Source organism: Pseudomonadota bacterium (assembly GCA_038533575.1).
Classification (GTDB): domain Bacteria; phylum Pseudomonadota; class Alphaproteobacteria; order Rhodobacterales; family Rhodobacteraceae; genus Shimia_B.
This window is the reverse complement of record JBCAYL010000001.1, coordinates 685,007-709,282: the sequence shown is the minus strand read 5'-3', so window position 1 is coordinate 709,282 and position 24,276 is coordinate 685,007. Positions and strand designations below refer to the sequence as shown.

23 protein-coding genes are annotated in these 24,276 nt (G+C 67.4%); 13 read left to right on the top strand and 10 right to left on the bottom strand.

Annotated features, from left to right (window positions below; all coding sequences use genetic code 11):
- Positions 1 to 18 precede the first annotated feature (18 nt).
- From speB (AAFM92_03710) to AAFM92_03695, 4 genes are read right to left on the bottom strand one after another with little or no spacing between them, the layout of a single operon-like run.
- Positions 19 to 960, bottom strand: a complete 942-nt coding sequence (gene speB / locus AAFM92_03710; protein ID MEL7299470.1) for an agmatinase — start codon at positions 958 to 960, stop codon at positions 19 to 21.
- A gap of 60 nt (positions 961 to 1,020) precedes the next feature.
- Complete coding sequence (speB, locus tag AAFM92_03705) at positions 1,021 to 1,995, bottom strand: agmatinase (GenBank protein MEL7299469.1); 975 nt, start codon at positions 1,993 to 1,995, stop codon at positions 1,021 to 1,023.
- A gap of 1 nt (position 1,996) precedes the next feature.
- A complete protein-coding gene (locus tag AAFM92_03700) occupies positions 1,997 to 3,340 on the bottom strand; it encodes an aminotransferase class III-fold pyridoxal phosphate-dependent enzyme (GenBank protein ID MEL7299468.1) in 1,344 nt (447 codons plus the stop codon).
- Complete coding sequence (locus AAFM92_03695; GenBank protein ID MEL7299467.1) at positions 3,337 to 4,497, bottom strand: M20 aminoacylase family protein; 1,161 nt, start codon at positions 4,495 to 4,497, stop codon at positions 3,337 to 3,339. The genes AAFM92_03700 and AAFM92_03695 overlap by 4 nt, the downstream gene beginning before the upstream one ends.
- A gap of 48 nt (positions 4,498 to 4,545) precedes the next feature.
- On the opposite strand from AAFM92_03695, the gene mazG reads away from it, so the two are divergent.
- Genes mazG through AAFM92_03675 form a run of 4 tightly spaced genes read left to right on the top strand, consistent with a single transcriptional unit; the run spans position 4,546 to position 8,173 of the window.
- On the top strand, positions 4,546 to 5,349 hold the full coding sequence (gene mazG / locus AAFM92_03690) for a nucleoside triphosphate pyrophosphohydrolase (protein ID MEL7299466.1): 804 nt from the start codon (positions 4,546 to 4,548) through the stop codon (positions 5,347 to 5,349).
- Between the two features lie 48 nt (positions 5,350 to 5,397).
- Complete coding sequence (locus tag AAFM92_03685; GenBank protein MEL7299465.1) at positions 5,398 to 6,327, top strand: nucleoside hydrolase; 930 nt, start codon at positions 5,398 to 5,400, stop codon at positions 6,325 to 6,327.
- Positions 6,324 to 6,782, top strand: coding sequence for a GNAT family N-acetyltransferase (locus AAFM92_03680; protein ID MEL7299464.1), 459 nt, complete (start codon positions 6,324 to 6,326; stop codon positions 6,780 to 6,782). The genes AAFM92_03685 and AAFM92_03680 overlap by 4 nt, the downstream gene beginning before the upstream one ends.
- A complete protein-coding gene (locus AAFM92_03675; protein ID MEL7299463.1) occupies positions 6,779 to 8,173 on the top strand; it encodes a YdiU family protein in 1,395 nt (464 codons plus the stop codon). The genes AAFM92_03680 and AAFM92_03675 overlap by 4 nt, the downstream gene beginning before the upstream one ends.
- Here AAFM92_03675 and AAFM92_03670 read toward each other — a convergent pair.
- Complete coding sequence (locus AAFM92_03670; GenBank protein ID MEL7299462.1) at positions 8,152 to 9,051, bottom strand: DMT family transporter; 900 nt, start codon at positions 9,049 to 9,051, stop codon at positions 8,152 to 8,154. The two genes, AAFM92_03675 and AAFM92_03670, sit on opposite strands and share 22 nt — an antisense overlap.
- Positions 9,052 to 9,142: 91 nt before the next feature.
- On the opposite strand from AAFM92_03670, the gene AAFM92_03665 reads away from it, so the two are divergent.
- The 4 genes from AAFM92_03665 (at position 9,143) to eno (ending at position 12,758) form a co-directional block, all read left to right on the top strand.
- The gene (locus AAFM92_03665) at positions 9,143 to 9,556 is read left to right on the top strand and encodes a Fur family transcriptional regulator (protein MEL7299461.1); all 414 of its coding nucleotides are present in this window, start codon (positions 9,143 to 9,145) and stop codon (positions 9,554 to 9,556) included.
- Positions 9,549 to 10,268 (top strand): NYN domain-containing protein, encoded by a 720-nt coding sequence (locus tag AAFM92_03660; GenBank protein ID MEL7299460.1) that lies wholly within the window; start codon positions 9,549 to 9,551, stop codon positions 10,266 to 10,268. The genes AAFM92_03665 and AAFM92_03660 overlap by 8 nt, the downstream gene beginning before the upstream one ends.
- A 273-nt stretch (positions 10,269 to 10,541) precedes the next feature.
- The gene (locus tag AAFM92_03655; protein ID MEL7299459.1) at positions 10,542 to 11,414 is read left to right on the top strand and encodes a DMT family transporter; all 873 of its coding nucleotides are present in this window, start codon (positions 10,542 to 10,544) and stop codon (positions 11,412 to 11,414) included.
- A 66-nt stretch (positions 11,415 to 11,480) separates the two neighbouring features.
- A complete protein-coding gene (gene eno / locus AAFM92_03650) occupies positions 11,481 to 12,758 on the top strand; it encodes a phosphopyruvate hydratase (GenBank protein ID MEL7299458.1) in 1,278 nt (425 codons plus the stop codon).
- 103 nt (positions 12,759 to 12,861) lie between these two features.
- Here the strand turns inward: eno and AAFM92_03645 are convergent, their stop codons facing one another.
- Complete coding sequence (locus tag AAFM92_03645; protein ID MEL7299457.1) at positions 12,862 to 13,923, bottom strand: FAD-dependent oxidoreductase; 1,062 nt, start codon at positions 13,921 to 13,923, stop codon at positions 12,862 to 12,864.
- 38 nt (positions 13,924 to 13,961) lie between these two features.
- On the opposite strand from AAFM92_03645, the gene AAFM92_03640 reads away from it, so the two are divergent.
- Positions 13,962 to 14,642, top strand: coding sequence for a haloacid dehalogenase type II (locus tag AAFM92_03640; protein MEL7299456.1), 681 nt, complete (start codon positions 13,962 to 13,964; stop codon positions 14,640 to 14,642).
- 44 nt (positions 14,643 to 14,686) lie between these two features.
- Positions 14,687 to 15,115, top strand: a complete 429-nt coding sequence (locus AAFM92_03635; GenBank protein MEL7299455.1) for a cupin domain-containing protein — start codon at positions 14,687 to 14,689, stop codon at positions 15,113 to 15,115.
- 78 nt (positions 15,116 to 15,193) lie between these two features.
- On the opposite strand, the gene AAFM92_03630 is transcribed toward AAFM92_03635, so the two are convergent.
- Positions 15,194 to 16,258, bottom strand: a complete 1,065-nt coding sequence (locus tag AAFM92_03630; protein MEL7299454.1) for an anhydro-N-acetylmuramic acid kinase — start codon at positions 16,256 to 16,258, stop codon at positions 15,194 to 15,196.
- A gap of 69 nt (positions 16,259 to 16,327) precedes the next feature.
- On the opposite strand from AAFM92_03630, the gene tyrS reads away from it, so the two are divergent.
- Positions 16,328 to 17,578 (top strand): tyrosine--tRNA ligase, encoded by a 1,251-nt coding sequence (gene tyrS, locus AAFM92_03625; protein ID MEL7299453.1) that lies wholly within the window; start codon positions 16,328 to 16,330, stop codon positions 17,576 to 17,578.
- Positions 17,579 to 17,601: 23 nt separating this feature from the next.
- Here tyrS and AAFM92_03620 read toward each other — a convergent pair whose 3' ends face one another.
- Positions 17,602 to 18,363, bottom strand: a complete 762-nt coding sequence (locus AAFM92_03620) for a Stf0 family sulfotransferase (GenBank protein MEL7299452.1) — start codon at positions 18,361 to 18,363, stop codon at positions 17,602 to 17,604.
- A gap of 186 nt (positions 18,364 to 18,549) precedes the next feature.
- On the opposite strand from AAFM92_03620, the gene AAFM92_03615 reads away from it, so the two are divergent.
- Both AAFM92_03615 and AAFM92_03610 read left to right on the top strand, forming a co-directional pair.
- On the top strand, positions 18,550 to 19,296 hold the full coding sequence (locus AAFM92_03615) for a hypothetical protein (GenBank protein ID MEL7299451.1): 747 nt from the start codon (positions 18,550 to 18,552) through the stop codon (positions 19,294 to 19,296).
- Between the two features lie 189 nt (positions 19,297 to 19,485).
- A complete protein-coding gene (locus tag AAFM92_03610) occupies positions 19,486 to 21,177 on the top strand; it encodes a BCCT family transporter (GenBank protein MEL7299450.1) in 1,692 nt (563 codons plus the stop codon).
- A gap of 300 nt (positions 21,178 to 21,477) precedes the next feature.
- Here the strand turns inward: AAFM92_03610 and AAFM92_03605 are convergent, their stop codons facing one another.
- On the bottom strand, positions 21,478 to 23,271 hold the full coding sequence (locus tag AAFM92_03605) for a vanadium-dependent haloperoxidase (GenBank protein ID MEL7299449.1): 1,794 nt from the start codon (positions 23,269 to 23,271) through the stop codon (positions 21,478 to 21,480).
- A 153-nt stretch (positions 23,272 to 23,424) separates the two neighbouring features.
- On the bottom strand, positions 23,425 to 24,213 hold the full coding sequence (locus AAFM92_03600) for an SDR family oxidoreductase (protein MEL7299448.1): 789 nt from the start codon (positions 24,211 to 24,213) through the stop codon (positions 23,425 to 23,427).
- Positions 24,214 to 24,276: the final 63 nt, after the last annotated feature.

Here is a 24,276-nt window from a genome sequence, read left to right as displayed (position 1 = left end):
GCAGCGGGAGCAGGCCGCCTAACGGTAGGGCACGCCCGGCAGGACCGAGAGCAGTTCGAAGACGAGGTTCGCGCCCACGAGCGCTGTGTTGCCCGAGGGATCGTAGGGCGGAGAGACCTCCACGAGATCGCATCCCACGATGTTGAGCCCGCGCAGGCCACGGATCAGCTCCATCGCCTGCCACGTGGTCAGCCCGCCGATCTCGGGCGTGCCCGTGCCGGGCGCGAAGGCCGGGTCGAGGCTGTCGATGTCGTAGGTGATGTAGGTGGGTCGATTGCCGATTTTGGTCAGGATTTCAGCGGCAAGCGGGGCAAGGCTCTTGCCCCAGATCTCCGGCGCCAGCGTCATGTTAAAGCCCCAGCCCTGCGCCTCTGTGAAGTCTTCGGCCGTGTAGCCCGTCCCGCGCAGACCGATCTGGAAAACCTTGTCCGGGAGGATCAAACCCTCCTCGTAGGCCCGGCGGAAGACCGTGCCGTGCGTCTCGCGTTCGCCGAACATCTCGTCGTTGACGTCGGCATGGGCATCCACGTGCACGAGCGCGACTGGCCCGTGCTTCCTGGCGATGGCCCGCAGCACCGGGAGGGTCAGCGAGTGGTCTCCGCCGAGGGCCACCGGAATCGCATCATGCGTGAGCACCTCCGCGTAATACTCTGTAATGATGCGAATAGTCTCGCTGAGCGAAAACGTGTTGATCGGGATATCGCCCAGATCGCCGATCTCGAGCCCGTCGAAAGGCGCGGCCCCCGTCTGGATGTTGTAGGGGCGGATCATCGCGCTTTCCTGACGGAGTTGCTTGGGCCCGAAGCGCGTGCCCGAGCGCCAGGAGGTGCCGATATCCATGGGAATGCCGATGAAAGCCACGTCGAGGCCCTCGGCCGTCTCCCGCGCGGGCAGGCGCATGAAGGTCTGCGGGCCCGAGAAGCGGGCGAGGTCGTTACCGGAGATGGGCTGGCTGGGCATGGGCGTGGGGCGCCTTCTGAATTGAGGTATTCTTGGAAAGATGAAGCGGGGCGTCGCGCTCTAGGGGTGCTCACGGCGCTGGCGGAGGTTCCAGCAATAAAGGCAGGCGAGCTCCATGGCGACGTGGGCGCCCGCGATGGCGGTCGCGTTGCCGGCGTCATAGGGCGGAGAGACCTCGACGACATCGCCGCCCACCATGTTGATCCCCCGCAGCCCGCGCAGCATGGCAAGCGCCTGCGCGGAGCTCAAGCCACCCGACACCGGCGTGCCGGTCCCGGGCGCGAAGGCCGGGTCCAGACAATCGATATCGAAGGTGAGGTATGTGGGCCTATCCCCAAGTATTCTCTTGATTTTCGCCACCGCCTCGCGCCAGTCTTCATGGACCTCCGGCGCGTCAATGATGGGCACGCCCAGCGTGTCCGGGTTGAGCGTCCGGATGCCCACCTGCACGGAATGCGCCACATCGATGATGCCCGCCTTCGCGGCTTTGTAGAACATCGTGCCGTGGTCGATGCGGGTCTCGTCGTCATCGGCCCAGGTATCGGTATGGGCGTCGAACTGCAGGAGCGAGATCGGTCCGAAGCGCGCCGCGTGGGCCTTCAGGATCGGGTACGTGATGTAATGATCCCCGCCGAGCGCGAGGCTGCCCGCGCCCGCCGCGAGGATGCCCGCGATATGGGTCTCGAGCGCGGCAGGAAAGTCTGCAACCTTCGCGTAGTCGAAGGCGAGATCTCCGTAATCGACGAGAACATTATCCACCAAAGGATTGATATCCCATCCATAAGGCGGATCGCAGGGCTGCAGCGTGGAGGCCTCCCGGATCGCGCGGGGCCCGAGCCGCGTGCCAGGCCGGTTGGTCACCGCCTGATCGAAAGGCACGCCGGTGATGGCGAGGTCCGCCCCCGTGAGGTCCTTCGTGTAGCGCCGCCGCATGAAGGAGAGCGCGCCGCCGAAAGCGTTCTCGAAGGAGAGCCCGGTCCGCGCCTCCCGCGTGAACGCGCCATCGACGTCATTTTCGCTATCTTTCAACGCCATGTCAGCCGATCCTCACGTTCTCTCGCGTGAGCCCGTCGGCCACCTCCCGGATCGCTGCGCCCAGCGTTTCGACGCAGAACGCGACCTCGGCCTCCGAGATCGTCAGCGCAGGCGACATGACGTTGAGGTGCCCGAGCGGCCGCACGAGGAGCCCTCGCTTCTGCGCGGACTCCGAGATCCGGCGGCCCACATCGATCTCCTCGGGCAGGAGCGCGAGGGTCTCCTTGTCGGCCACGTTCTCCACGCAGCCGATGAGCGCCTCGCCGCGCACATCGCCCACGAGTGGGAGATCTCGGAGCGTGGCGAGCCCCTCCTGAAAGAGGGTGCCCACTTCGAGCGCGCGGGCGCAGAGGCCTTCCCGCTCGATGATCTCGATGTTCTTGAGCGCCGCCGCGGAGGCAACTGGGTGCCCCGAATAGGTGTAGCCCGACGTGTACCAGCGCGGCTCGGCGGCGAGGGTCTCCCAGATCGCATCGGAAAAGAGCATCGCGCCGATGGGCTGATAGCCGGAGGACAGCCCCTTGGCGCAGCACAGGATATCGGGGCGCGCGCCGTAGCGATCCTCGGAGGCGAAGATGTGCCCGATGCGGCCGAAGCCGGTGACGACCTCGTCGGCGACGAAGAGGATGCCGTGGCGCTGGCAGGTCTCGGCCATGGCCTTGAGATATCCCTCTGGCGGCATGATGACGCCGCCCGAGGCCTGGATCGGCTCGGCGAAGAAGGCGGCGACGCGCTCTGCTCCGATCTCCGCGATCTTGGCTTCGAGTTCGGCCACGCAGCCTGCAACCGTCGCCCCGCCGCGGAGCGTGTCGGGGGCGGAGATGTGGTGGATCGTCTGAGTCTCGTAGCGGAATTCTGGCGCGCGGTCCCCGTCGCGGTTGCCGATGGACATGCTGATATGGGTTGAGCCGTGATAGGCGTGTTCACGCGCGATGATGTGGTGGCGCCCCTCGAAGCCCCGCGCGGCCTGCACGAAGCAGGCCATCCGATAGGCCGAGTCGATGGCCGTGGAGCCGCCTGTCGTGAAATGCACGTGGGTGAGCCCCGTGGGCGCCAGATGCGCGAGCTTGGCCGAAAGCGCCGCGGAGGGCGCGTTCGACATGTCCCCGAAGGTGCTGGAAAAGGCGAGCTTTTCGGCCTGCTGGGCGATGGCCTCGGCCATTTCGCGGCGTCCGAGCCCGATATTCGTGTTCCAGAGGCCTCCCACGGCGTCGAGATACTTCGCGCCCGACACATCCCAGACGCTGCAGCCCTCCCCGCGCTCGATGACGACGGGCGGCTCGCCGCCCGTGAACTGCCATGGGCGCAAGGCATGCGCCATGTCCATCTGCGTGAGGTCGTTCATGGGCTGACGGGCTGCGCGGTTTCGACGAGCTTGGCAAAGAACGACGCGCCCACCGGGGCGATATCGTCATTGAAATCGTAGGCCGGGTTGTGAAGGCCCGCCGCCTCGCCAATGCCGAGGAAGAGAAACGCGCCGGGGCGGGCCTGAAGCATGTAGCTGAAATCCTCCGCCCCCATCTCGCGGCCCGTGTTGTCGTCCACGTTGGCCGAAACCTGCCGCGCGACATCCGCTGCGAAAGCCGCCGCCTTGGGATCGTTGACCGTCGCCGGGTAGCCCTTCTCGTAGCGCAGCGTCGCCTCCAAGTCGTAGGCCGCGGCATGGCCCGCCACGATCTGCTCCATCCGGCGCATGACCATGGCCTGCACCTCGGGATCGAAGGTGCGCACCGTGCCGCCGAGATAGGCCGCACCGGGGATGACGTTGTCGGCCGATCCGGCATGGATCATCGTGACGGAGACGACGAGATCGTCGAGCGCCTTGTGATTTCGGCTCACGATGGTGCCCATTGCGCCCGCGATGGCCACGGCGGCGGCGACCGGGTCTTTCGTTTCGTGCGGATAGGCGCCGTGCCCGCCCACGCCCGTGATATCGACATGGAAAGTATCGACCGCCGCGAGAAGCGGGCCCGGAGCGGTATAGAACGCGCCCTCCTCGATGCCCGGGACGTTATGGATGCCGTAGACCTGCGCGATGTCGAAGCGGTCCATCATGCCCTCCTCGACCATGACGTTGCCGCCGCCCCCGCCCTCTTCGGCGGGCTGGAAGATGAGCGCCACGCGGCCCGCGAAATTGCGCGTCTCCGCGAGATAGCGCGCGGCCCCGAGGAGCATGGTGGTGTGCCCGTCATGGCCGCAGGCATGCATCTTGCCCGGCACCGTCGAGGCCCAGTCCGCGCCAGAGGTCTCTTCCATTGGCAGCGCGTCCATATCCGCGCGCAGGCCGATCGTCGGCCCCTGCCCCTTGCCCTCGATCAGCGCCACGACCCCGCTCGTCGCGATACCTTCATGGATCTCGTCCACGCCGAACTCGCGCAGCCGCTCCACGACGAAAGCCGCCGTCCCGTGGCAGTCGAACCCGAGCTCCGGATGCTGGTGGAGGTGCCGCCGCCAGGCCGTCATGTCCTCGGCGAACTCCGCGATGCGGTTGACGATGGGCATGGGCTGTCCTCCTATCCGGCCAAGCTACAGGCGGCGGAGGAAAGCGCAATGGCAGAGGATCTCGTGCACGATCCGAAGGGCGGCATGCCACGGCTCCTGGAGATCATGCGCCGCCTACGCGACCCGGAGACGGGCTGCCCGTGGGACATCGAGCAGACCTTCGCAACCATCGCGCCCTACACGATCGAGGAGGCCTACGAGGTGGCCGATGCCATTGACCGCGAGGCCTGGGACGAACTCGAGGGCGAGCTTGGCGATCTCCTCCTGCAATCGGTCTACCACGCCGCCATCGGGGAGGAGCGCGGGCTCTTCAGCTTTGCGAGCATCGCCGACAAGATCTCCGACAAGATGGTCGCCCGCCACCCCCATGTCTTCGGCGACGAGAGCCGCGAGAAAAGCGCCGAACAGCAGGTCCAGGACTGGGAGCAGATCAAGGCTGCCGAACGCGCGGGCAAGGCCGAGACGGGCGTTCTCGACGGCGTGGCGATGGGCCTGCCCGCGCTCATGCGCGCGCTCAAGCTCCAGAAGCGCGCGGCGCGCGTGGGCTTTGACTGGACCGATGTGGAGGACGTGCTCGCCAAGCTCACCGAGGAGACGCGGGAGCTCGTGGAGGCGCGCGAGGGCGAAGACCCGGCCCATATCGAGGAGGAGTTCGGCGATCTCCTCTTCGTCGTGGTCAATATCGGGCGGCATCTCGGCGTGGATCCCGAAACGGCGCTGCGTGCCACGAATGCAAAGTTCACGCGCCGCTTCCGAGGGATCGAGGCCGCGCTCGCCGCCGAAGGCCGGACGCCGAAGGACGCCACGCTCGCCGAGATGGACGCGCTCTGGGAGGCCGAGAAGCGCCGCTAGGCCCCGCGCGGTCTGGACATCGCGCGCAAATCCCACCACGTCTGCCCCATGCGCAAGATCATCATCGACACGGATCCCGGCCAGGACGATGCCGTGGCCATCCTCCTCGCCCTCGCCTCGCCCGAGGAGATCGAGGTGCTGGGGATCACGGCCGTGGCGGGCAATGTCCCGCTGGAGCTGACAGCCAAGAATGCCCGCATCGTCTGCGAACTGGCGGGGCGCACCGACGTGCCCGTCTTCGCGGGCTGCGACCGGCCCATGGGGCGGGCGCTCGTCACGGCGGAGCATGTCCATGGCCAGACCGGGCTCAACGGGGTCGAGCACGCCGATCCCACGATGCCGCTGCAAGAGATGCACGCGGTGGATTTCATCATCGAGACCGTGCGCAGCACCGACGGTGTCACGCTCTGCCCCCTCGGCCCGCTCACCAATATCGCCACGGCGCTTGAGCGGGCCCCTGACATCGCCGGGCGGATCGCGGAGATCGTGCTCATGGGCGGGGCCTATTTCGAGGTGGGCAACATCACGCCCGCCGCCGAGTTCAACATCTACGTGGACCCGGAAGCCGCTGAAAAGGTGTTCAAATCCGGCGTGAAGCTCACGGTCGCGCCGCTCGATCTTACCCACAAGATGCTCACCTCGGCGGAGTGGATTGCGGCCATGAAGGGCCTCGGCACGCCAGTGGGCGACGCCGTGACGGGGTGGACGGATTTCTTTGAGCGCTTCGACGTCGCCAAGTACGGCTCGGCCGGCGCGCCGCTGCACGATCCCTGCGTGATCGCCCATCTCATCGATCCGACGCTCTTTAGCGGGCGCGAGATCAACGTGGAGATCGAGGTGGAGAGCCCGCTCACGCGCGGCATGACCGTCGCCGATTGGTGGGCCGTGACGGACCGCCCCAAGAATGCCACCTTCCTCGGCGACGGCGACCGCACGCGCTTTTTCACGCTGCTCTCCCACAGGCTGGCCACGCTATGAGCCCGCGCACCGCCATCCATCGGGCCACTGTCGAGGACTTGCCCATCCTCGCGCCGCTCGTGGCGGCCTTTCACCACGAGGAAGGCATCGACACGGACGAGGCGCACCGGCAGCGCGCGCTCAGCCCCCTGCTCGAGGGCTCCCCGCACGGCGAGGTCTTCCTGATCGGGCCGAGACGTGCGCCCGCAGGCTACGCGCTCGTCTGCTACGGCTGGTCGCTCGAATATGGCGGGCTCGACGCCTATCTCGACGAATTCTACCTGAGGCCGGCTGTCCGCGGGCGCGGCATCGGCGGCGACGCGCTCCATGCGCTGTCGCATTATCTCGGCGAGAAAGGCGCGATGTCACTCGCGCTCGAGGTGGACATGCGCAACGAGGCCGCGCGACGGAGCTACGCGCGCTCGGGCTTCGAGGCGCGGGAGCGCTACAGCCTGATGGTGCGGACGCTGACATGAGCGCGGGAACGATCCCTTTCGACAACAGCTACGCCCGCCTGCCGGAGCGCTTCTACACCAAACTGCCGGCGACCCCCGTGCGCGCCCCGCGCCTGCGCGCCTGGAACGACGCGCTCGCCGCGGAGCTCGGCCTGCCCGACATGGACGACGCGGACAAAGCCGCGATCTTCGGCGGCAACGCGGTGCCCGAGGGGGCCGAGCCGCTCGCCGCGCTTTACGCCGGGCACCAGTTCGGAAGCTGGAACCCGCAGCTCGGCGATGGCCGCGCGATCCTTCTGGGCGAGGTGGTGAAGGGCGGCGCGCGCTGGGACATTCAGCTCAAGGGATCGGGGCCGACGCCCTATTCCCGCATGGGTGACGGGCGCAACTGGGTGGGGCCCGCACTGCGCGAATACCTCGTCAGCGAGGCCATGCACGCGCTCAGCATCCCCACGACCCGCGCGCTCGCGCTTGTGACGACCGGCGAGGATGTGCTGCGCGAGGCACCGCTGCCCGGCGCGGTCGTCACCCGCGTGGCGCGCTCCCATATCCGCGTGGGGACCTTCCAGGTCTTTGCCTCACGGGGTGACGTGGACGCGCTCGAAGCGCTCACCACCCACGTCATCGCCCGCCACTACCCGGACGCTGCTGGCCCCGCTGAGCTTCTCGCCGCCGCCGTATCGGCGCAGGCTTCGCTCGTGGCGCGCTGGATGTCGGTGGGGTTCATCCATGGCGTCATGAACACCGACAATGCCCACATCGCCGGTGACACCATCGATTACGGCCCCTGTGCCTTCATGGACGGCTACGACCCCGCACGGGTCTTTTCCTCCATCGATCAGATGGGCCGCTACGCCTACGCCAACCAGCCCAACATCGCCGCCTGGAACATGGCGCAGCTGGCCACGGCGCTCCTGCCGCTCATGCCCGACAGGGACGCGGCTATCGAGGACTTCACAGAGATCGTGAACGGCTTCGCCCCGGCCTACCAGAGCGCGTGGCGCACGGCCTTCGGCGCGAAGCTGGGCCTGAAGGAGGTGGGCGACGCGGAGGTGGAGCTGATCACCGGGCTCCTGACGATGATGGCCGAGGCGGAAGCTGATTTCACGAATACTTTCCGCGCCTTGGCAGAGGATGCTCAGGCTGTCGAACATGACGGCTTCGAGGACTGGCGCGCCGACTGGCAGGCGCGCTCACCGGACCATGCACTGATGTCTGGTGCGAACCCGGCGCTCATTCCGCGCAACCATCTCGTGGAGCAGGCGATCCAATCCGCGGTCTACGACGATTTCGGGCCCTTCGAGGCGCTCCATGGCGCGCTCCGCACCCCTTACACTGCGCCAGAAGACCCGCGTTTCACGCGGCCTCCGGCCCCCGGCGAAGAAGTCACTCAGACTTTCTGCGGCACTTGACGCGGGCGGCGGTTGATCAGCACGAGCCCGAGCGTCACGAGCGCTAGTGCGCCCAGAAGGCTCGGCCCCACCTGCTCACCCAGAAGAAGCGCGCCCAGCAATACGCTGAAAACCGGCGATAAAAAGCTGAAGGATGCCACCGACGCAGCCGGGTAGATTTTGATCAGCCAGAACCAGAAGAGAAAGCCGAAGCTCACGACGGCAAGGATCTGGAAGGCGAGCGCGGCATAGTGGATCGGCGCCAGTTCTCGCACCAACGGCCCAAAGAAGAGCGCCCCGATAAAGAGCACCGGGATCGAGAGCAGGACCTGCCAGAAAATCTGAACTTCGGCGCGCAAGTCCTTTACATTGCTGCCCTTCACGACAAGAAGGATCGCGGCCCAGCCGATGGAGGCCGCCACCGCGCAGAGATCGCCCGCGAGCGAGCCCCCCGCCACGCCTTGCCCGTCGAGGATGGCCCAGGCCATGCCCGCGAAGGCCACGGCAAGCCCTGCGAGCTTCACCGGCCCCACGCTCTCGCCCAGAAAGATCCGCGCGCCGAGCGCGGCCCAGACCGGCATGGCGTAGAAGATCACGCTGGCCCGGCTCACCGTCGTCAGGTCGAGCGCAGTAAAGAGAAAGATGAACTCGAGCCCGAAGATGGCGCCCATGAGGGCCGCAGTGGGCCACATTTCCCGGCTGAGCCCGAAGGCGATGCCGCGAAAGCGCAGCCAGCCATAAAGCACGATCGCCCCGCCGAGGGAACGCAACGCGGCCATGAAGACGGGCTGCCAGCCATCCCCGCCCACCGCGATCACCACCTGGTTGAACGCGAGTAGGAGCGCGAACGCCACCAGAGAGACGGTGCCGAACGTGTCGAGGTGATCCTTGGGAGCCATGATCCGCATCGCTGACCGCGGGGGCGTGCGATGTCAACGGTTGAGGCTGGCGAGGCGGAGGAGTATGCCCGGCACGGGACGAGAGGCGCATATGTCGGACACGATCATCGAACGCTGCGAGGCCAAGGGCCTGCGCATGACCGGCCAACGGCGCACCATCGCCATGGTGCTCGAGGCGGCTGACGATCACCCCGACGTGGAAGAGCTCTACAACCGCGCCTCGGCCGTCGATGCGGGCATTTCGCTCGCCACCGTCTACCGGACGGTGAAGCTCTTCGAGGAGGCTGGCATCCTCGAGCGCCACGAATTCGGCGACGGGCGCTCCCGCTACGAAGATGCCGACCGGGATCACCACGACCACCTCATCGACATAACCACTGGCGAGGTGATTGAATTCGTCGATCCCGAGATCGAGGCGCTACAGGAGCGCATCGCCGAGCGGCTCGGCTTCGAGCTCAAGGGCCACCGGCTCGAGCTCTATGGAAGGAAGCGCAAGAATGGCTGAGACCGGGCAGACCCGCGACCGCCCCCTCCTGGCCGTGCTGATCGACGCCGACAACGTCCCTGCGCGCCACGCCGAGGCGATCCTGAAGGAGATCTCCTCCATCGGGGAACCCGCGCTGCGCCGGGTCTATGGCGACTGGTCCTCGGGTCAGCTGAAGAGTTGGTCGAGCCGGATCCGCTCGCTGGGGCTCAACGCGCACCAGGAGACGGCCAACACGCAGGGCAAGAACGCCTCCGATATCGGCCTCGTCATCGATGCCATGGACATCCTGCACACCCGCCGCTTCGACGGCTTCGTGCTGGTGAGCTCCGACAGCGACTTCACGGCGCTGGCCAACCGGCTCCGGGAAGACGGGCTCATGGTCATCGGGATCGGCGAGGCGAAGACGCCAGAGGCGCTGATCACCGTATGCAACCGCTTCATCTTCCTCGAGAACATCGCCGAGCCCGAGGCCGGCGCCAAGGCCACGCCCCGCAAGGGCGGCAAGGCCGCTGCCGACGCGCTCCCGCTCATCGAGGCGGCCATGGACCGGCTCGACCATGACGGGGAATGGTACTCGCTCGGCCTCATCGGGCAGACGATCCAGGCCGAGCGGCCCGATTTCGACACCCGCACCTACGGCTACCGCAAGCTCTCCACCCTCGTGGGCGACATCAAGAGCCTCGAGACGCGCAAGGAAGCCAATCACCTGATGATCCGCCTGCGCGAGTGATCGTCTTTCGTGGGTCGCGGGCGGCGCTGTTCCTGCGCGCGGGCCGTTGCCCGTGCTCGAAAGACGCCCACCCACCGACCCGTATACCAGAGCAGCCGTTTTGGCGGTGAGGCGGGTCGAGCCATCCGCCGCCACAGTCCCCGTCCCGCCAGCCGCATGGCGCCACGCACCCGATCGGCGATGGACCCCGCCCCGCGCGCGGCCTAAGGGTCCTCGGGCGGGGGCCTGCGCGGCGCGCGCTTTTCCGCACCCGACCTGATCCGGAGCAAGACCATGGACAATCTGCGCGGCGCGTTCCTCATGACGCTCGCCATGGCGGGCTTTGCCGCCGAGGATGCGCTGATCAAGGCGCTCTCGGCCTCCTGGCCGCCCGGGCAGGTCATCCTTTTCATCGGCGCCCTCGGCGCGCCTGTCTTCGCGGTCATGGCGCGCGCGCAGGGGCTGCCGCTCCTTTCCCGCGCGCTGGCGCATCCCGCCATCCTCGCGCGCTGTCTTATGGAGATGCTGGGCACGCTCTGCTTCGTCTCGGCCCTCGCGCTCATTCCGCTCTCGCTGGCCTCGGCGATCCTGCAGGCGGCGCCGCTCCTCGTGACGCTCGGGGCCGCGCTCTTTCTGGGCGAGGCCGTGGGCTGGCGCCGCTGGACGGCGATCCTCGTGGGCCTCGTGGGCGTCCTGCTCATCCTCCGGCCCGGGACAGATGCCTTCGAGCCCGCCGCCATCCTCGCGATCCTCGGCACGCTGGGCCTTGCGGGCCGGGACATCGCCGTGCGCCGCGTGCCGCCGGCCACGCCATCGATCCAGCTCGCCTGGCTGGGCTTTCTCTCCATCATCCCCGCGGGGCTTCTGCTGATGGCCTTTGACGGCGTGGGCACCGCCGCGCTCGACACCCAAACGCTGCCGCGCGCGCTCGCGGCCGTGGTCGTGGGGCTTCTGGCCTACTATGCCATCGTGCAGGCCACGCGGATCGGCGAGATCTCGGTGGTCACGCCCTTCCGCTACACCCGCCTCGTCTTCGCGCTCGTGATCGGGGTGATCTTCTTCGCCGAGCGGCCCGACGCGCTCACGCTCACGGGCGCGGCCATCGTCGTGGCCTCGGGCCTCTACACGCTGGCGCGCGAAGCCCGGCTCAAGCGACGCGCGGCGTGAGCCTCCTTTGAAACCTGCGCCCGGGCCTGTTAAGCGCTCTCGCAACGGAAATCAGGGAGCCCCGCCATGAGCGCCATCATCGACATCTTCGCCCGCGAAATCCTCGACAGCCGGGGCAACCCCACGGTGGAGGTCGATGTCACGCTCGAGGACGGCTCCATGGGCCGCGCCGCGGTGCCCTCGGGCGCCTCCACCGGGGCCTACGAGGCCGTGGAGCGCCGCGACGGCGACAAATCCCGCTACAAGGGCAAGGGTGTGCTGGAGGCCGTGGCGGCCGTGAACGGCGAGATCGCCGAAGCACTGGCCGGCATGGACGCCACCGAACAGGTCCTGCTCGACGCCACCATGATCGAGCTCGACGGGACCGACAACAAGGGACGCCTCGGTGCCAACGCCATCCTCGGCGTCTCGCTCGCCGCCGCAAAGGCCGCCGCCGAATACTGCGAACAGCCGCTCTACCGCTACGTCGGCGGCACCTCCGCGCGGGTGCTGCCTGTGCCGATGATGAACATCCTCAATGGCGGCGAGCACGCGGATAACCCGATCGACATCCAGGAATTCATGATCATGCCCGTGGCCGCCGCCAATATCCGCGAGGCGGTGCGCATGGGTTCGGAGGTCTTTCACACGCTGAAATCGGAGCTGAAGGCCGCGGGCCTCTCCACCGGGATCGGCGACGAGGGCGGCTTCGCCCCCAATATCAGCTCCTCGCGCGAGGCGCTCGATTTCATCCTGAAGAGCGTGGAAAAGGCGGGCTTCAAGCCGGGCGAGGAGATCTTCCTCGCCCTCGATGCCGCCGCCACCGAGTATCACAAGAACGGCAAGTACGAGATGGCCGGCGAGGGCCTCTCGCTCTCGTCCCAGGAAAATGCCGACTACCTCGCAAAGCTCGTGGCCGATTATCCCATCATCTCCATCGAGGACGGCATGGGCGAGGATGACTGGGAGGGCTGGGTCGCGCTTACCGAGGCGCTCGGCGACAAGGTGCAGCTCGTGGGCGACGACCTCTTCGTCACGAACCCTGCCCGCCTCGAGACCGGGATCGAGAAGGGCGCGGCCAACGCGCTCCTCGTGAAGGTGAACCAGATCGGATCACTCACCGAGACGCTCGCGGCCGTGGACCTCGCGCACCGCAATCGCATGACTTGCGTGATGTCGCATCGCTCGGGCGAGACCGAGGACGCCACCATCGCCGATCTCGCCGTGGCCACGAATTGCGGACAGATCAAGACCGGCTCGCTGGCGCGCTCGGACCGGCTGGCGAAGTACAACCAGCTCATCCGCATCGAGGAAGCGCTCGGCGAGGCGGCGACCTATGCCGGGACGTCGATCCTGCGCGGCTGAGCGGAGGTCCACGGCGGAGGCGCGTGCCGGGACGGCCTCCGGCGGAGGTACGGGGCACAAAGATGCGGGGCCATGCGCACGGTTTCGGGGTTCGCGGCGGGCGTCAGGCCTGGAACCGCGCGAGGCGGTAGGGCGCGAGCAGATCGTGCCCCGTGCCTGTCGTGAGCTCGTCTGCCAGAAGCTCGGCGGCGACGGCGGCGAGCGTTGCACCGGAATGCATCACCGAGAGGGAGAGCCCCGCGATACCTGTGGCCCCGATGACGGGGAAGCCGTCCCGCGGGACCGGGCGCGCGGCGCGCAAGATACGCTCGTAGCCCAGATCCTTCACGGGCAGATGCTTGCGCAGGACGGCCAGCGAGGCCCCGGCGATCTCGTCCATGTCGAAAGCGCGCGCGAGGCCTGTGATACGTCCTTCCGGCGCGGCCGGCGGGGAGGACGGCACGAGGAAGCGGCCCGAAGCGTCCTGCCGGATTTCCCGCTCGGGAGTCACGAGCACATGGCGCAGCATGGCGGGGGCGGGCGCGGTCACGAGGAGATCGCCCGGCCGGGGGCGCAAAGGCAGCCTGAGGCCGAGCGGTGCCAGCAGATCGGGCGCGCCCGTCCCCGCGGCGAGCACGGTGTGATCGGCCAGGAGGAGGCCCGCCTCTGTCTCCACGCCCACGGCGGCACCGTCCCCGGCGAGGACGGAGAGGACCCGCTGGCCGAGGAGGACCTTGGCCCCTCGCGCCACGGCGCGGTCGAGGAGCGCGCGCGCGGCAGGGCCGGTCTCCAGATATCCCTCAGTGGCGAAGCAGAGGGCCGGTCCGCGCGGGAAAAGAGCCGGCTCGCGCGCCGCGACCTCCGCCTCTTCCAGCCGTGCAACCTCGTAGCCCAGCGCGAGGAGCGGCGCGGCATCGCCCGGCACGTCGAGGCTCAAGGCACCGCACCAGCGCGGCGCGGCGGCCCCGAGATCCTGCGCGCGCCGGGCCCAGGCGGCCATTCCCGCGGCGCGCAGCGCGAAATAGGCCGGGTCCCGGGTCGTGCTCGCGTTGATCCAACCGAAGGAGGCCTCGGTCGCCGGGCCCGGCCCCTCGGCCACCACGATCACCTCCTGCCCCGCACCGGCCAAACGTTCGGCCAGCGCGGCTCCCACGAGCCCCGCGCCCACGATCAGAATTCTCGCCATGACTTCCCCATCTTCCCCAGGGGTCTCATACTCACCCGATGACCCGACATTCTCCCAGTGCCCTCATATTCGACGTCTTCGGGACCTGTGTCGACTGGCGGAGCGCAGTCGCGCGCGAGGTCGCGGCCGTCCTCGACGTCGACGGGGCGGCTTTTGCCGATGCCTGGCGCGGGGAATACCAGCCCGCGATGGAGCAGATCCGGTCCGGCGCGCGGGGCTACGTGCGCCTTGATACGCTCCATGCCGAGAACCTCGCGCGTGTGGCGGCGCGCTTCGGTGTCAGCGCGCCGCCGGACCTGACCAGCGCCTGGGAGAAGCTCGATCCGTGGCCGGACGTCATCCCGGGCCTCGAGCGGATCCGCGCGCGCCGCATCATCGCGCCCTGCTCCAATGGCTCCATCGCGCTCATGACGCGGCTCGCCCGCTACGCCGGCCTGCCCTGGGATTGCATCCTCGGGGCCGAGATCGCCCGGGCTTACAAACCGGCCCGGCTCGTGTATCAGGCGGCCTGCGAGGCGCTGCACCTTCCGCCGGCCCGGGTGATGATGGTGGCAGCCCACAACGACGATCTCGCCGCCGCGCGCGCGGCGGGCCTCGCCACGGCCTTCGTGCCCCGCCCCCGGGAGCACGGGCCGGACCAGACAACCGACCTTGAACCAAGCGCGGAATGGGACATCTGCGCAGCAGATTTCGAAGCACTCGCCGAGGCCCTTCCATGACCCCGCATGATATCTCCGCCGTCCGCACCGGACTGACAGCGACCATGACACCCGAGCAGATCATCTCCCGGCTGGAGCTCGCGCCCCATCCCGAGGGCGGCTGGTACAAGGAGACCTGGCGCGAGACCGGCGGCGCGGGCCGCGCGTCTGGGACGTGCATCTATTTCCTCCTGCGCGACGGGGAGGCGAGCCACTGGCACCGCGTGGACGCCGCCGAGATCTGGCACTTCTACGCGGGCGCGCCGCTTATCCTGTCGATGGCCGCGAGCGAGGCGGGCCCGGCCCGCGATCACCAGCTCGGCCCCGATCTCAGCGCGGGCGAAACACCTCAGATCGTCGTGCCGAAGGGGCATTGGCAGGCGGCGCGCACCACGGGCGCTTACACGCTCGTGGGCTGCACCGTGTCGCCCGGCTTCCAGTTCGAAGGGTTCGAGCTCGCGCCCGAGGGCTTCGACATCCTGCGTAGCACCTAAGGCGGAGCGCGGTCCAAGGGACGGCGGCCGGGATTTTGCTTGGGCGAATTGCGCAGCAAGAGCGTTCGTCCCACCGGATCACGCGGGCCGTGAGACGATCCCGCCGCCCACCACGGCCATCACCCCGGTCGTGCCCGGGCAGGTCGTCGGCATCCCCTGCGCCACCCGCGCGGCGAGATAGGCGAAGGCCTGCGCCTCGAGCATGTCGCCATCGAGCTCGATCTCTTCGACCGGCAGGACGGGACAATCTGCCCCCGCCGCGATCATCTCCATCATCGTCGCGTTATGGCGACCGCCGCCGGTGACGAAGACGCGCTCGGGCACGGAGGGGCAGGCCTCAAGCCCCACGCTCACACTCGCCGCCACCGCCGCCGTAAGCGTGGCCGCGGCGTCGGCGTCGCCTAGCCCGGAGACATCGAGCGCCGTTGCGAAGGCATCCCGGTCGAGCGATTTTGGCGGCACCTTGGAGAAATACGGATGCCCGAGGAAGCGTTCGATCAGCGCCATGTCGACCTCGCCCTCCCGCGCGAGCGTCCCGCCCTCGTCCCGCGCCGCGCCGCGCCGCGCGCGCAGGAGGTCATCGAGCGGCGCGTTCGCGGGCCCGGTATCGAAAGCCAGAAGCACGCCCGGCGCCTCGGGCACATCGCTCGCTGGATCCACCCAGGTGAGATTGCCCACGCCGCCGAGATTGAGGAAGGCCACCGGGCGCTCGCAGCCTGCCCAGCGCGCGCAAGCCCAGTGATAGAAGGGCGCGAGCGGCGCGCCCTGCCCGCCCATCTGCACATCCGCCGTGCGGAAATCCCACGCCACGGGCCAGCCCAGCGTATCGGCGAGCTGAGCGCCATCACCGGCCTGGTAGGTGCCGTGCCCGCCGGGGTCATGGGCGAGAGTCTGGCCGTGAAAGCCCACGAGATCGGGCGCCTCGAAATCGTGCAGAAGCTCCTCGTGGGCGGCCTCCACGAGCGCCGCCGCATCATCGGCCCGCCAGGAGCCCAGCGCCGCGCGCAGGACCGCGCGCTCGTCCTCGGCATAGGGCCGGAAGGCGGTGGGCCCGAAGCCCTGGATATCCACGCCGTCGGTCTCGAGCACCGCTGCGTCCACCCCGTCGAGCGAGGTCCCAGACATCGTCCCTATCACGCGCACGCCACCACTTCCCCTGCCCCTTGATCTTTCTTATAGCCATGCCGCGCAGCACCCCGCGGAGCAAGGCAAATGACGTATCACCCGAAATCGGAATTCCTCTCGGTCATGGTCGAGCGGGGTTTCCTGGCGGATTGCACGGACATGCAGACGCTCGACGAGGCAATGGTGGCGGGGACGGTGCCGGCCTATATTGGCTACGACGCCACGGCGCAGTCGCTCCATGTGGGGCACCTGATGAACATCATGGTGCTGCGCTGGCTCCAGAAGACCGGCCACAAGCCCATCACGCTCATGGGCGGCGGGACGACAAAAGTGGGCGATCCGAGCTTCCGCTCCGACGAACGCCCGCTCCTCGGCCCCGAGCAGATCGACGCCAACATCGCGGGCATGAAGCAGGTCTTCGCCAAGCTCATCACGTATGGCGATGGTGAGAGCGATGCTTTGATGCTCAACAACGCCGAATGGCTCGACGGGCTCAATTACCTCGACTTCCTGCGCGATATCGGGCGGCATTTCTCGGTGAACCGGATGCTGAGCTTTGAAAGCGTCAAGAGCCGCCTCGACCGGGAGCAAAGCCTCAGCTTCCTCGAGTTCAATTACATGATCCTGCAGGCCTACGACTTCCTCGAGCTCAATCGCCGCTACGGCTGCCTCCTGCAGATGGGCGGCTCCGACCAATGGGGCAACATCGTCAACGGCATCGACCTCACCCGCCGCGTGGCGGAGACGGAGATCTTCGGCCTCACGACCCCGCTCCTGACGACGTCGGATGGCCGCAAGATGGGCAAATCGGCGAATGGCGCGGCCTGGCTCAACGGCGACATGCTCTCGCCCTACGAGTTCTGGCAGTTCTGGCGCAACACGACCGATGCCGACACGGGCCGCTTCCTCAAGCTCTTCACCGAGCTTCCCGTCGACGAGTGCGACCGGCTGGGTGCCTTGGACGGCGCGGAAATCAATGCGGCCAAGATCAGGCTGGCGAACGAGGTCACGACCCTCCTCCATGGCGCGGAGGCCGCCGCGGCGGCGGAAGCCACGGCGCGCGAGGTCTTCGAGAAGGGCGGCGTGGGCGATGACCTGCCCACCCTCACCCTCTCCGCCGCCGATGTGGGAGACGGGATCTCCATCGTGCAGCTCATCACCCGCGCGGGCCTTGCGAAATCCGGCAAGGAGGCCAAGCGCCTCATCGCGGAGAACGGCGCGCGCCTCGACGACGCGCCGCTCACGGATGCGGGCCTCATGCTCGACGCCGCGGCCCTGAGCTCCCCGATCAAGCTTTCGGCCGGCAAGAAGCGCCACGCGCTCGTGCAGATCGGCTGATCCCAGGGATCTGACGCGGGGCTCTATCGCCCGGCGTCAAAGCGCTGCCGCCACGCCCTGTTCGTCACATCCGCGAGCCGGGCCGTCTGAACCTGCGCGGCTTCGGCGCGCCCGGCATCGAGACCGAGCGCCGCGAGCAGGTCGTGCAGGGTTTTCTTGGGTGCGGCCGCGAGGTCCTCGTAGCGTACTTGGATTGGCATGATCCCTTCCCGGGCGAACCAGCGCATCCACGCGTCATTCTGCGCGGTGATGGCTGTCACATGGGCTTCGATTTCCGCGCGGTCGTAGCCAGGTGGCAGCGTCGGCGCCTCCTGTTCGAGCACGGACCCATCCGCCCGGCGGTGCCAGAGGCCGGTCTGCTCCGCACGCAGGCGCGAGATCGCCTGATCGACCGGGTCACCGCGAAAGAGATGGATGAAACGCGTCTGTCCGAAGAGCTGCTCGAAGCGCGCAGCGTCACCCGCCCGATCTGGGACGAGGCGCGCGAGTGTCTCGAAGAAGAAGGGGAAGCTGTCCCGCTGGAGGCGCAGGGCGAACACGTCACCACCCGCCTTCCCGCGCTCTATTGCAGCCGCGAAGACGGCCTCGCAGGCTGCCGCGTCGCTGGCGTAATCCTCCTGCGCGAGGCCATGATCTGCGAGCCAGGACCCGAGGGCGGGCCGATGGAAATGCGACTCGGGCCACCCCGCCACCCCTGTGGACCGCAAAAGCCCGCAGAGCATCGTGCTCCCACTGCGCGGCGTGGTGCAGATGACATAAGATGTCTCGGAGAAGGCGCGCATCATCCGGGGTCACTCATTCGGGTCAGCCTGCCCCAGCGCCACGGCTTCGTCCAGATTGGCTTCGATCCCGCGCCCACGGGCCATAGTTCCGCCGATTTTTACCACTATTCCACGCGCGAGCACTGACGCGGCGCGCGGGCCCGGACAGCAAGGACCGCGGCGCGCACTGGATGATTGGATGGAGGCACCATGCCCAGCACGGAATTCGCGGAACGACTGGCCCGGATCGAGGCGAAGCGGCCCAGCCCGCAGCAGCCCAAGGCCCACGCTCCCGCCGAGCGGAAACGGAAGGGCACGAACTGGAAGCTCTGGATCGGTGCCGCAGCGCTTCTGGGCGCGGCTGGCGTCTTCGTGATCTTCGGCGACGAGGCGAGCGGCCCGGGCCTCGACGATGTCTTTTCCGGCGAAAGCGCGGCGGCCTTCGACGGCGCACTCACGCCCGTCACGCTGCCCTTGGCCGATGTCGAAATGCAGATCCCCACGAGCTGGCGCGCGATGACACCGGCAGAAATCTCCGCGGCGGGAGACAGCTTCGCGTCCTTGGGCGAGGTCACCAACATCGCCAATTTCACCTCCGACGCCGCGGGCGGCCCCGCGGGGCTGCGCGCCCATGTCTACACACAGGCGACCCAGGCGCCGGACGCTCTCCTGCCCATCTTGGTGATGCAGGGTATCATCGAGGAAGCTCCGCTCATGATGAAGATCGCGGGCTTTGACGTCACCTTCCTCACGGAGCCGGGGCCGATCACCGTGCCGGGGGTCAGCTCCGCAGCGCAGACGGTGGGGCAGCAGAGCTTCCCCGAGGGCGACATGGCGCTGATCTACCGCGCCTATGTGGCAGGCGACGAGACCGTGACCATCCTCCTCCAATGGGCAGATACCGGCATCCATCCTGGCGCGTTCGACGCAGTCCTCGACAGCCTGCGCCAGCTCTAGGTCGGAGCCCGGCGGCCCGGCCGAGGGCTGCCAGATCAAGCCTGCGTCTTGCACCGGACAGGCCCCCTCGCGGCCCGGCTACGACAAGCGCGTTTGGTGCCCAGAATTTGGGCATCTCGAGAAATTCCTTTGGGAACCGATCAGCCTGTGATGTGTTGGCGGCACAACAACAACAGGTTGGGAGTCCGCATGTCCATCAAACCTCCTCTCATGGAGCTCGATATCAAGACCGCAAGTAGCGGTTTTTATTCGGGTTTTTCCAAGAATGTCGCAGTCATTTCAAAGATCATCATCGCGGCCCTCGTCGTTTGGGCCGTGGTCTTCCCGGAGCAGGCCGGCACGGTTCTGAACGCGATCAACAGCTTCATCCTGTCCAACACCGCCTCCTGGTACATCTACATCGTCGCGTTCTTCATCATCCTGTGCTTTGGCCTCGCGCTCTGGCCCGCGGCCGGGCGGCTCAAGCTCGGGCTCGATGGGGACACACCCGAATTCTCCAACTTCTCGTGGTTTTCCATGATGTTCGGCGCGGGCATCGGGGTGGGCATGCTCACCTGGGCCGTGGCCGAGCCCGTCTACCACTTCGGCAACAACCCCGACGTCATCAAGGGCCTCGCGACCGGCGGCGCGGAGGACAACATCCGCAACGCCTACAAGTGGTCCTTCCTGCATTGGGGCCTTGGTGCCTGGGCCTCCTATGCGGTCGCGGGCCTCGCGCTCGGCTTCTTCTGCTATCGCCGCGGGCTGCCGCTCACCATGCGTTCCTCGCTCACGCCGCTCTTCGGCCGGGCGCTTGCGGGTCCGCTGGGCTCGCTCGTCGATATCGTAGCCGTGGTGGCGACGATCCTCGGCGTGGCGCAGACGCTGGGCTTCGGCGTGGAGCAATTCGTGGCGGGGCTTCAGCGCATCGGCATCGGCGGCCTGACCAACGAGGCGGGCACGGCCAATGTGACCGGTGTCCTCGTGGCGATCTTCGTGATCATGGGCCTTTCCACGCTCTCGGCGCTCTCGGGCGTTGGAAAGGGGATCAAGTGGCTCTCGAACCTCAACATGGGGCTCTCGATCTTCCTCCTGCTCTTCTTCCTGTTCTTCGGGTCGACGTTCTTTGGCCTGCAGGCGCTCATCTTCGGGGTCTGGGACTATCTTGTCGCGCTCCCCTCGATGATGTTCACCGTCTGGCAGGGTGACGGGGTGGAAGGCTCGGTCGCCACGCAGCTCGAGGGCTGGCAAGGCGGCTGGACCGTCTTCTACTGGGCCTGGTGGATCGCGTTTGCGCCCTTCGTGGGCCTCTTCTTGGCGCGCATCTCCAAGGGTCGGACGATCCGGGAATTCGTGCTGGGTGCGATCATCGTGCCCTCGCTCATGTGCTTTGTCTGGTTCACCTGGGCCGGCGGTACGGCGATCGACCTGGAGCTCACCGGCGGGGCCAACGGCCTCATCAACAGCGCGCCGGACGGCGACAAGATCTTCGCCGCCGTCGTCTACATGCTGCCGGGCATCCTGGGCTACCTGATGTCCATGGTGATCGTGGTGCTCCTGCTCACCTACCTCGTGACCACGGCGGACTCCGCCGTCCTGATCGTCAACACGATCAACGCGGCGGGCGACGAAGGCCCGAAGGCACGGCCCCACATCTACTTCTGGGGTATCGCGCTCGGCGCGGTCGTAGCGGGCCTCCTTATCGCGGGCGCCACGGAGAGCGACCCGGCGGGCGGCCTGCGCGCGATCCAGACGGCCATGGTGATCGGGGCGCTGCCCTTCTCGGTGGTGATGGTGCTGCAAGGGGTCGCGCTGGTGAAGGCGATCTACAACGATGCCCGCCGCGAGCGGCAAGGCGTGCCGACGACGATGGACCCGGAGGCGCCCGTCGTCGCCGAATAGGCGCCTTCGCCAGAGACAACGTAAACGCCGCCCCAGCCGGGGCGGCGTTTTTCATTTCCGGGCCAGCCTAAGACATCACTCGACGCGGAGCGGCTCTGGGCGGCGGCCTGGCAAAACCGCCCGCCCCGGACCTGTGTTACGGGTCTCGGGGCGGGACCGGCGACCCACCGTGTCCATACGTCTTGCGTACGGGTGGTGGTCGCGCGGCGTACGGTCTGTGCCCCCCGGCACACTCCTGACCCTCCGCCGCTGCCCCCGGGGTGAACGGGCCGCGCGACGCAGTCAGGAGCCCATTGCTTCCTACTTCGCCCCGATGCGGACGAGGTCTCCATCGAAAGTCGGGATGGACATCACGAAGTCATCGGTCGGATAGCACAGGGCTTGTTCCTCAAGCATTCCGATGGCGATGGCCTCGCCCATGCGCAGGCTGTCGTAGTAATCGGAGAAATAGTGCACCCCGGCCATGTTACGTCCGATGGAGATATTGGCGGCGAGCTTGTTGAGCTCCCCTTCCAGCGTGAGCGGGCACGGGCTCGCGCATCGCTCCAGCGCCTCTCCCTTGTCCACGGTCTGAAAATGGATCGCCTCCTCGATGTCGTGGAAAAAGCCGATGCGCCCGGCGCTACACCCGTCGTCGGTCTTCTTCGTGCCGAGCACCGCGCCGGTGTCGAAATAGGCCTTCACGATGGTCGTGCAGGCCCCCGCGACGGTGGCATGGCCCGCGCCGTAGGTCGGATGCATGGGCGAGCCTTCCGCGAAGGCCATCGGCAGAAGCGCGGTGGCCTCTCCACAGGTCTTCTTGTTGAAGTCTTTGACCGCGTGCACCGTCTCCTTCATCTGCTCGTGGAGCTTCTCGAAGGCCCCGCAGGTGGCCGGGAACGCCGCGTCGATCTCGGACGCGCGATGCACGCGACCCGCGAGAGCTTCGGGGCGCAAGCGCAGGTGATTGTTGAACTTCTGGTATCGCACGGCCTTGAGCGCCCGCGTCGCCACCTCCGTCACCAGCGTCAGGATGTGCGGCCCGCCATAGAGCGCAAAGCCCCCGGCATTCTGCGGCACCCGGGCATTGGTGATGGGATTGAACATGTCCCGCATGCCGGAAAGCTTGGCAAAGCCAGGATCGAAGGGCGCGCCGTGCCCGAGCAGGATCAGCGTCGCGTTCAGGTAGGCCTGGTAGAGCGCGTCGTAGTGCACGTAGGTCGCGAGATCCCGCGGTGTGCAGATGAAGCGCGGCGCGTCCTGGAAGTTCTGCCCCGCGGAACAGGGCTTGTTGTTCTTGCCCTTGCCGGCGGAGTTCACGTCGAACCCTTGCTGGACGTCGAGCCAATCCTGCCAGAGCTGCATGTGATCCTGGCCGGGGATGGCCACAGGCACCCGCTGGTCGATCCGCTGCGCGCCGTAGGACACGAAGCCATCGGCCACCGACGACCCGGCGAGGGTATCGTTGCCCATGATCATGAACTGCGACAGGTACGGCCCGAGATCGCAACCCGGGCTCGAGCCGCGGAAAATCGTCTGCCGAGTGAGCTGCCCGCCATCATTGGCGCGCGCACGGCCGGGAAACGCGTTGGCCACATAATCCATGCCATTCAGGCGCCCGAGCGCGGCGTCGATATCGGCCTCCCCGGCCCCGCCGCCCGCGTCAAAGCTCGTCAGCGGCACATCGCGCAAGAGCGCGATCTCGTAGACTTCTGCCATCTCGAAGGCCAACTCGTCCGAACAGAGCTCCGGCGCCGGCGGCATCGTGACCGCCTGCGCATCGGGGCCCTGCAAATCGTAGGCGACCCCGGCTGTGGGCGCTTCCCACTTCCGGCGGCCGCATTCGGGATCAGTGGGCACGGGCACACGAGAGGTGAAGGGCTCCACCCAGCCTTCATCGATGCAAGTGCGGAACGCGTCGAAATGCGTGGGATCGACGACGAGGCCGGTGGTGGCATCATGATCGAGACCCTTGGTGAAAGACATGGCGTAGTGGACGGACGCATAGCGCTGCTCGTCACGGTTGGCCTTGTGGGGGGGATGGTGCCTGTTCTTGGCCGCATTGGCGGCTTCCACACGCACGCGATAGGCGGATTCAATCCGGTCCTTGGGCATGACTTTTCTCCAAAATGAGTTCGTCTGAAAATGTGATCGCGGCAAAAATAAACGCCGCGCAGGTAGCATGCCTGCGCGGCGCTTGACGTGGAAGTCAGGAATACCTGAGGTTGTGATTTCAGGCGGAATTCAGCCTAGGGCAGAAGTTTTTCGTTACATTCCCATGAGTTGGTCGATGCGCGCCCGGGCGATGGACCAGCCGCCATCGGCCCCGATGATGGAGCCTGAGACGTAGCGACCGGCCTCAGACCCGAGAAAAAGGCAGACCTCTGCCACGTCATCTGGCGTGCCCATGCGGTTCATTGGCACCGATTTCTTCACCGCCGCCTTCATCTTTTCTCCCGGCGCGAGGCGCTCCATGCCCTCGGTTCCTTCGATGGGACCGGGGATCACGGAGTTCACGCGGATTCCCTCCGCGCCCCATTCGATGGCGAGGCATTTGGTAATCATGTCGACCCCGGCCTTGGCCGCGCAGACATGGATCTGGAACGGCATCGCCTGCACCGCCTGCGGCGCGGAGATGTTGATGATCGCAGACGGCCGCGCGAGGTGCTGATGGGCCGCGCGCATCACGTGGAAGGTACCGATGAGGTCTATGTCGACCACGGATTTGAAGCCGTTCGGAGAAAGGCCCACGGCGGGGGCCGGGAAGTTGCCGGCGGCGCCGGAGACGAGCACGTCGATCTTGCCCGCCGCCTCTTCGAAGGCAGCAAAGCCCGCGGCGACGTCATCGTAGTTGCGCACGTCATAGGCATAGCCCAGCGCGCCATCGCCGAGCTTGGCCACGGCGGCGTCGACCTTGTCCTGCTTGCGGGAGGCGACGGCCACGCGTGCGCCTGCTGCGGCATAGGCCTCGGCGATGCCGAGGTTGATGCCCGACGTGCCGCCGACGACGAAGACGTTCTTGCCGGTGAAATCGAATGTGGCTTTCGCGTCTGCCATGGTGTCCTCCCGAAATTGACCTGCGCGTCAATTAGCCGGGGCCCCTGCCCCAAGCCAGCGCGC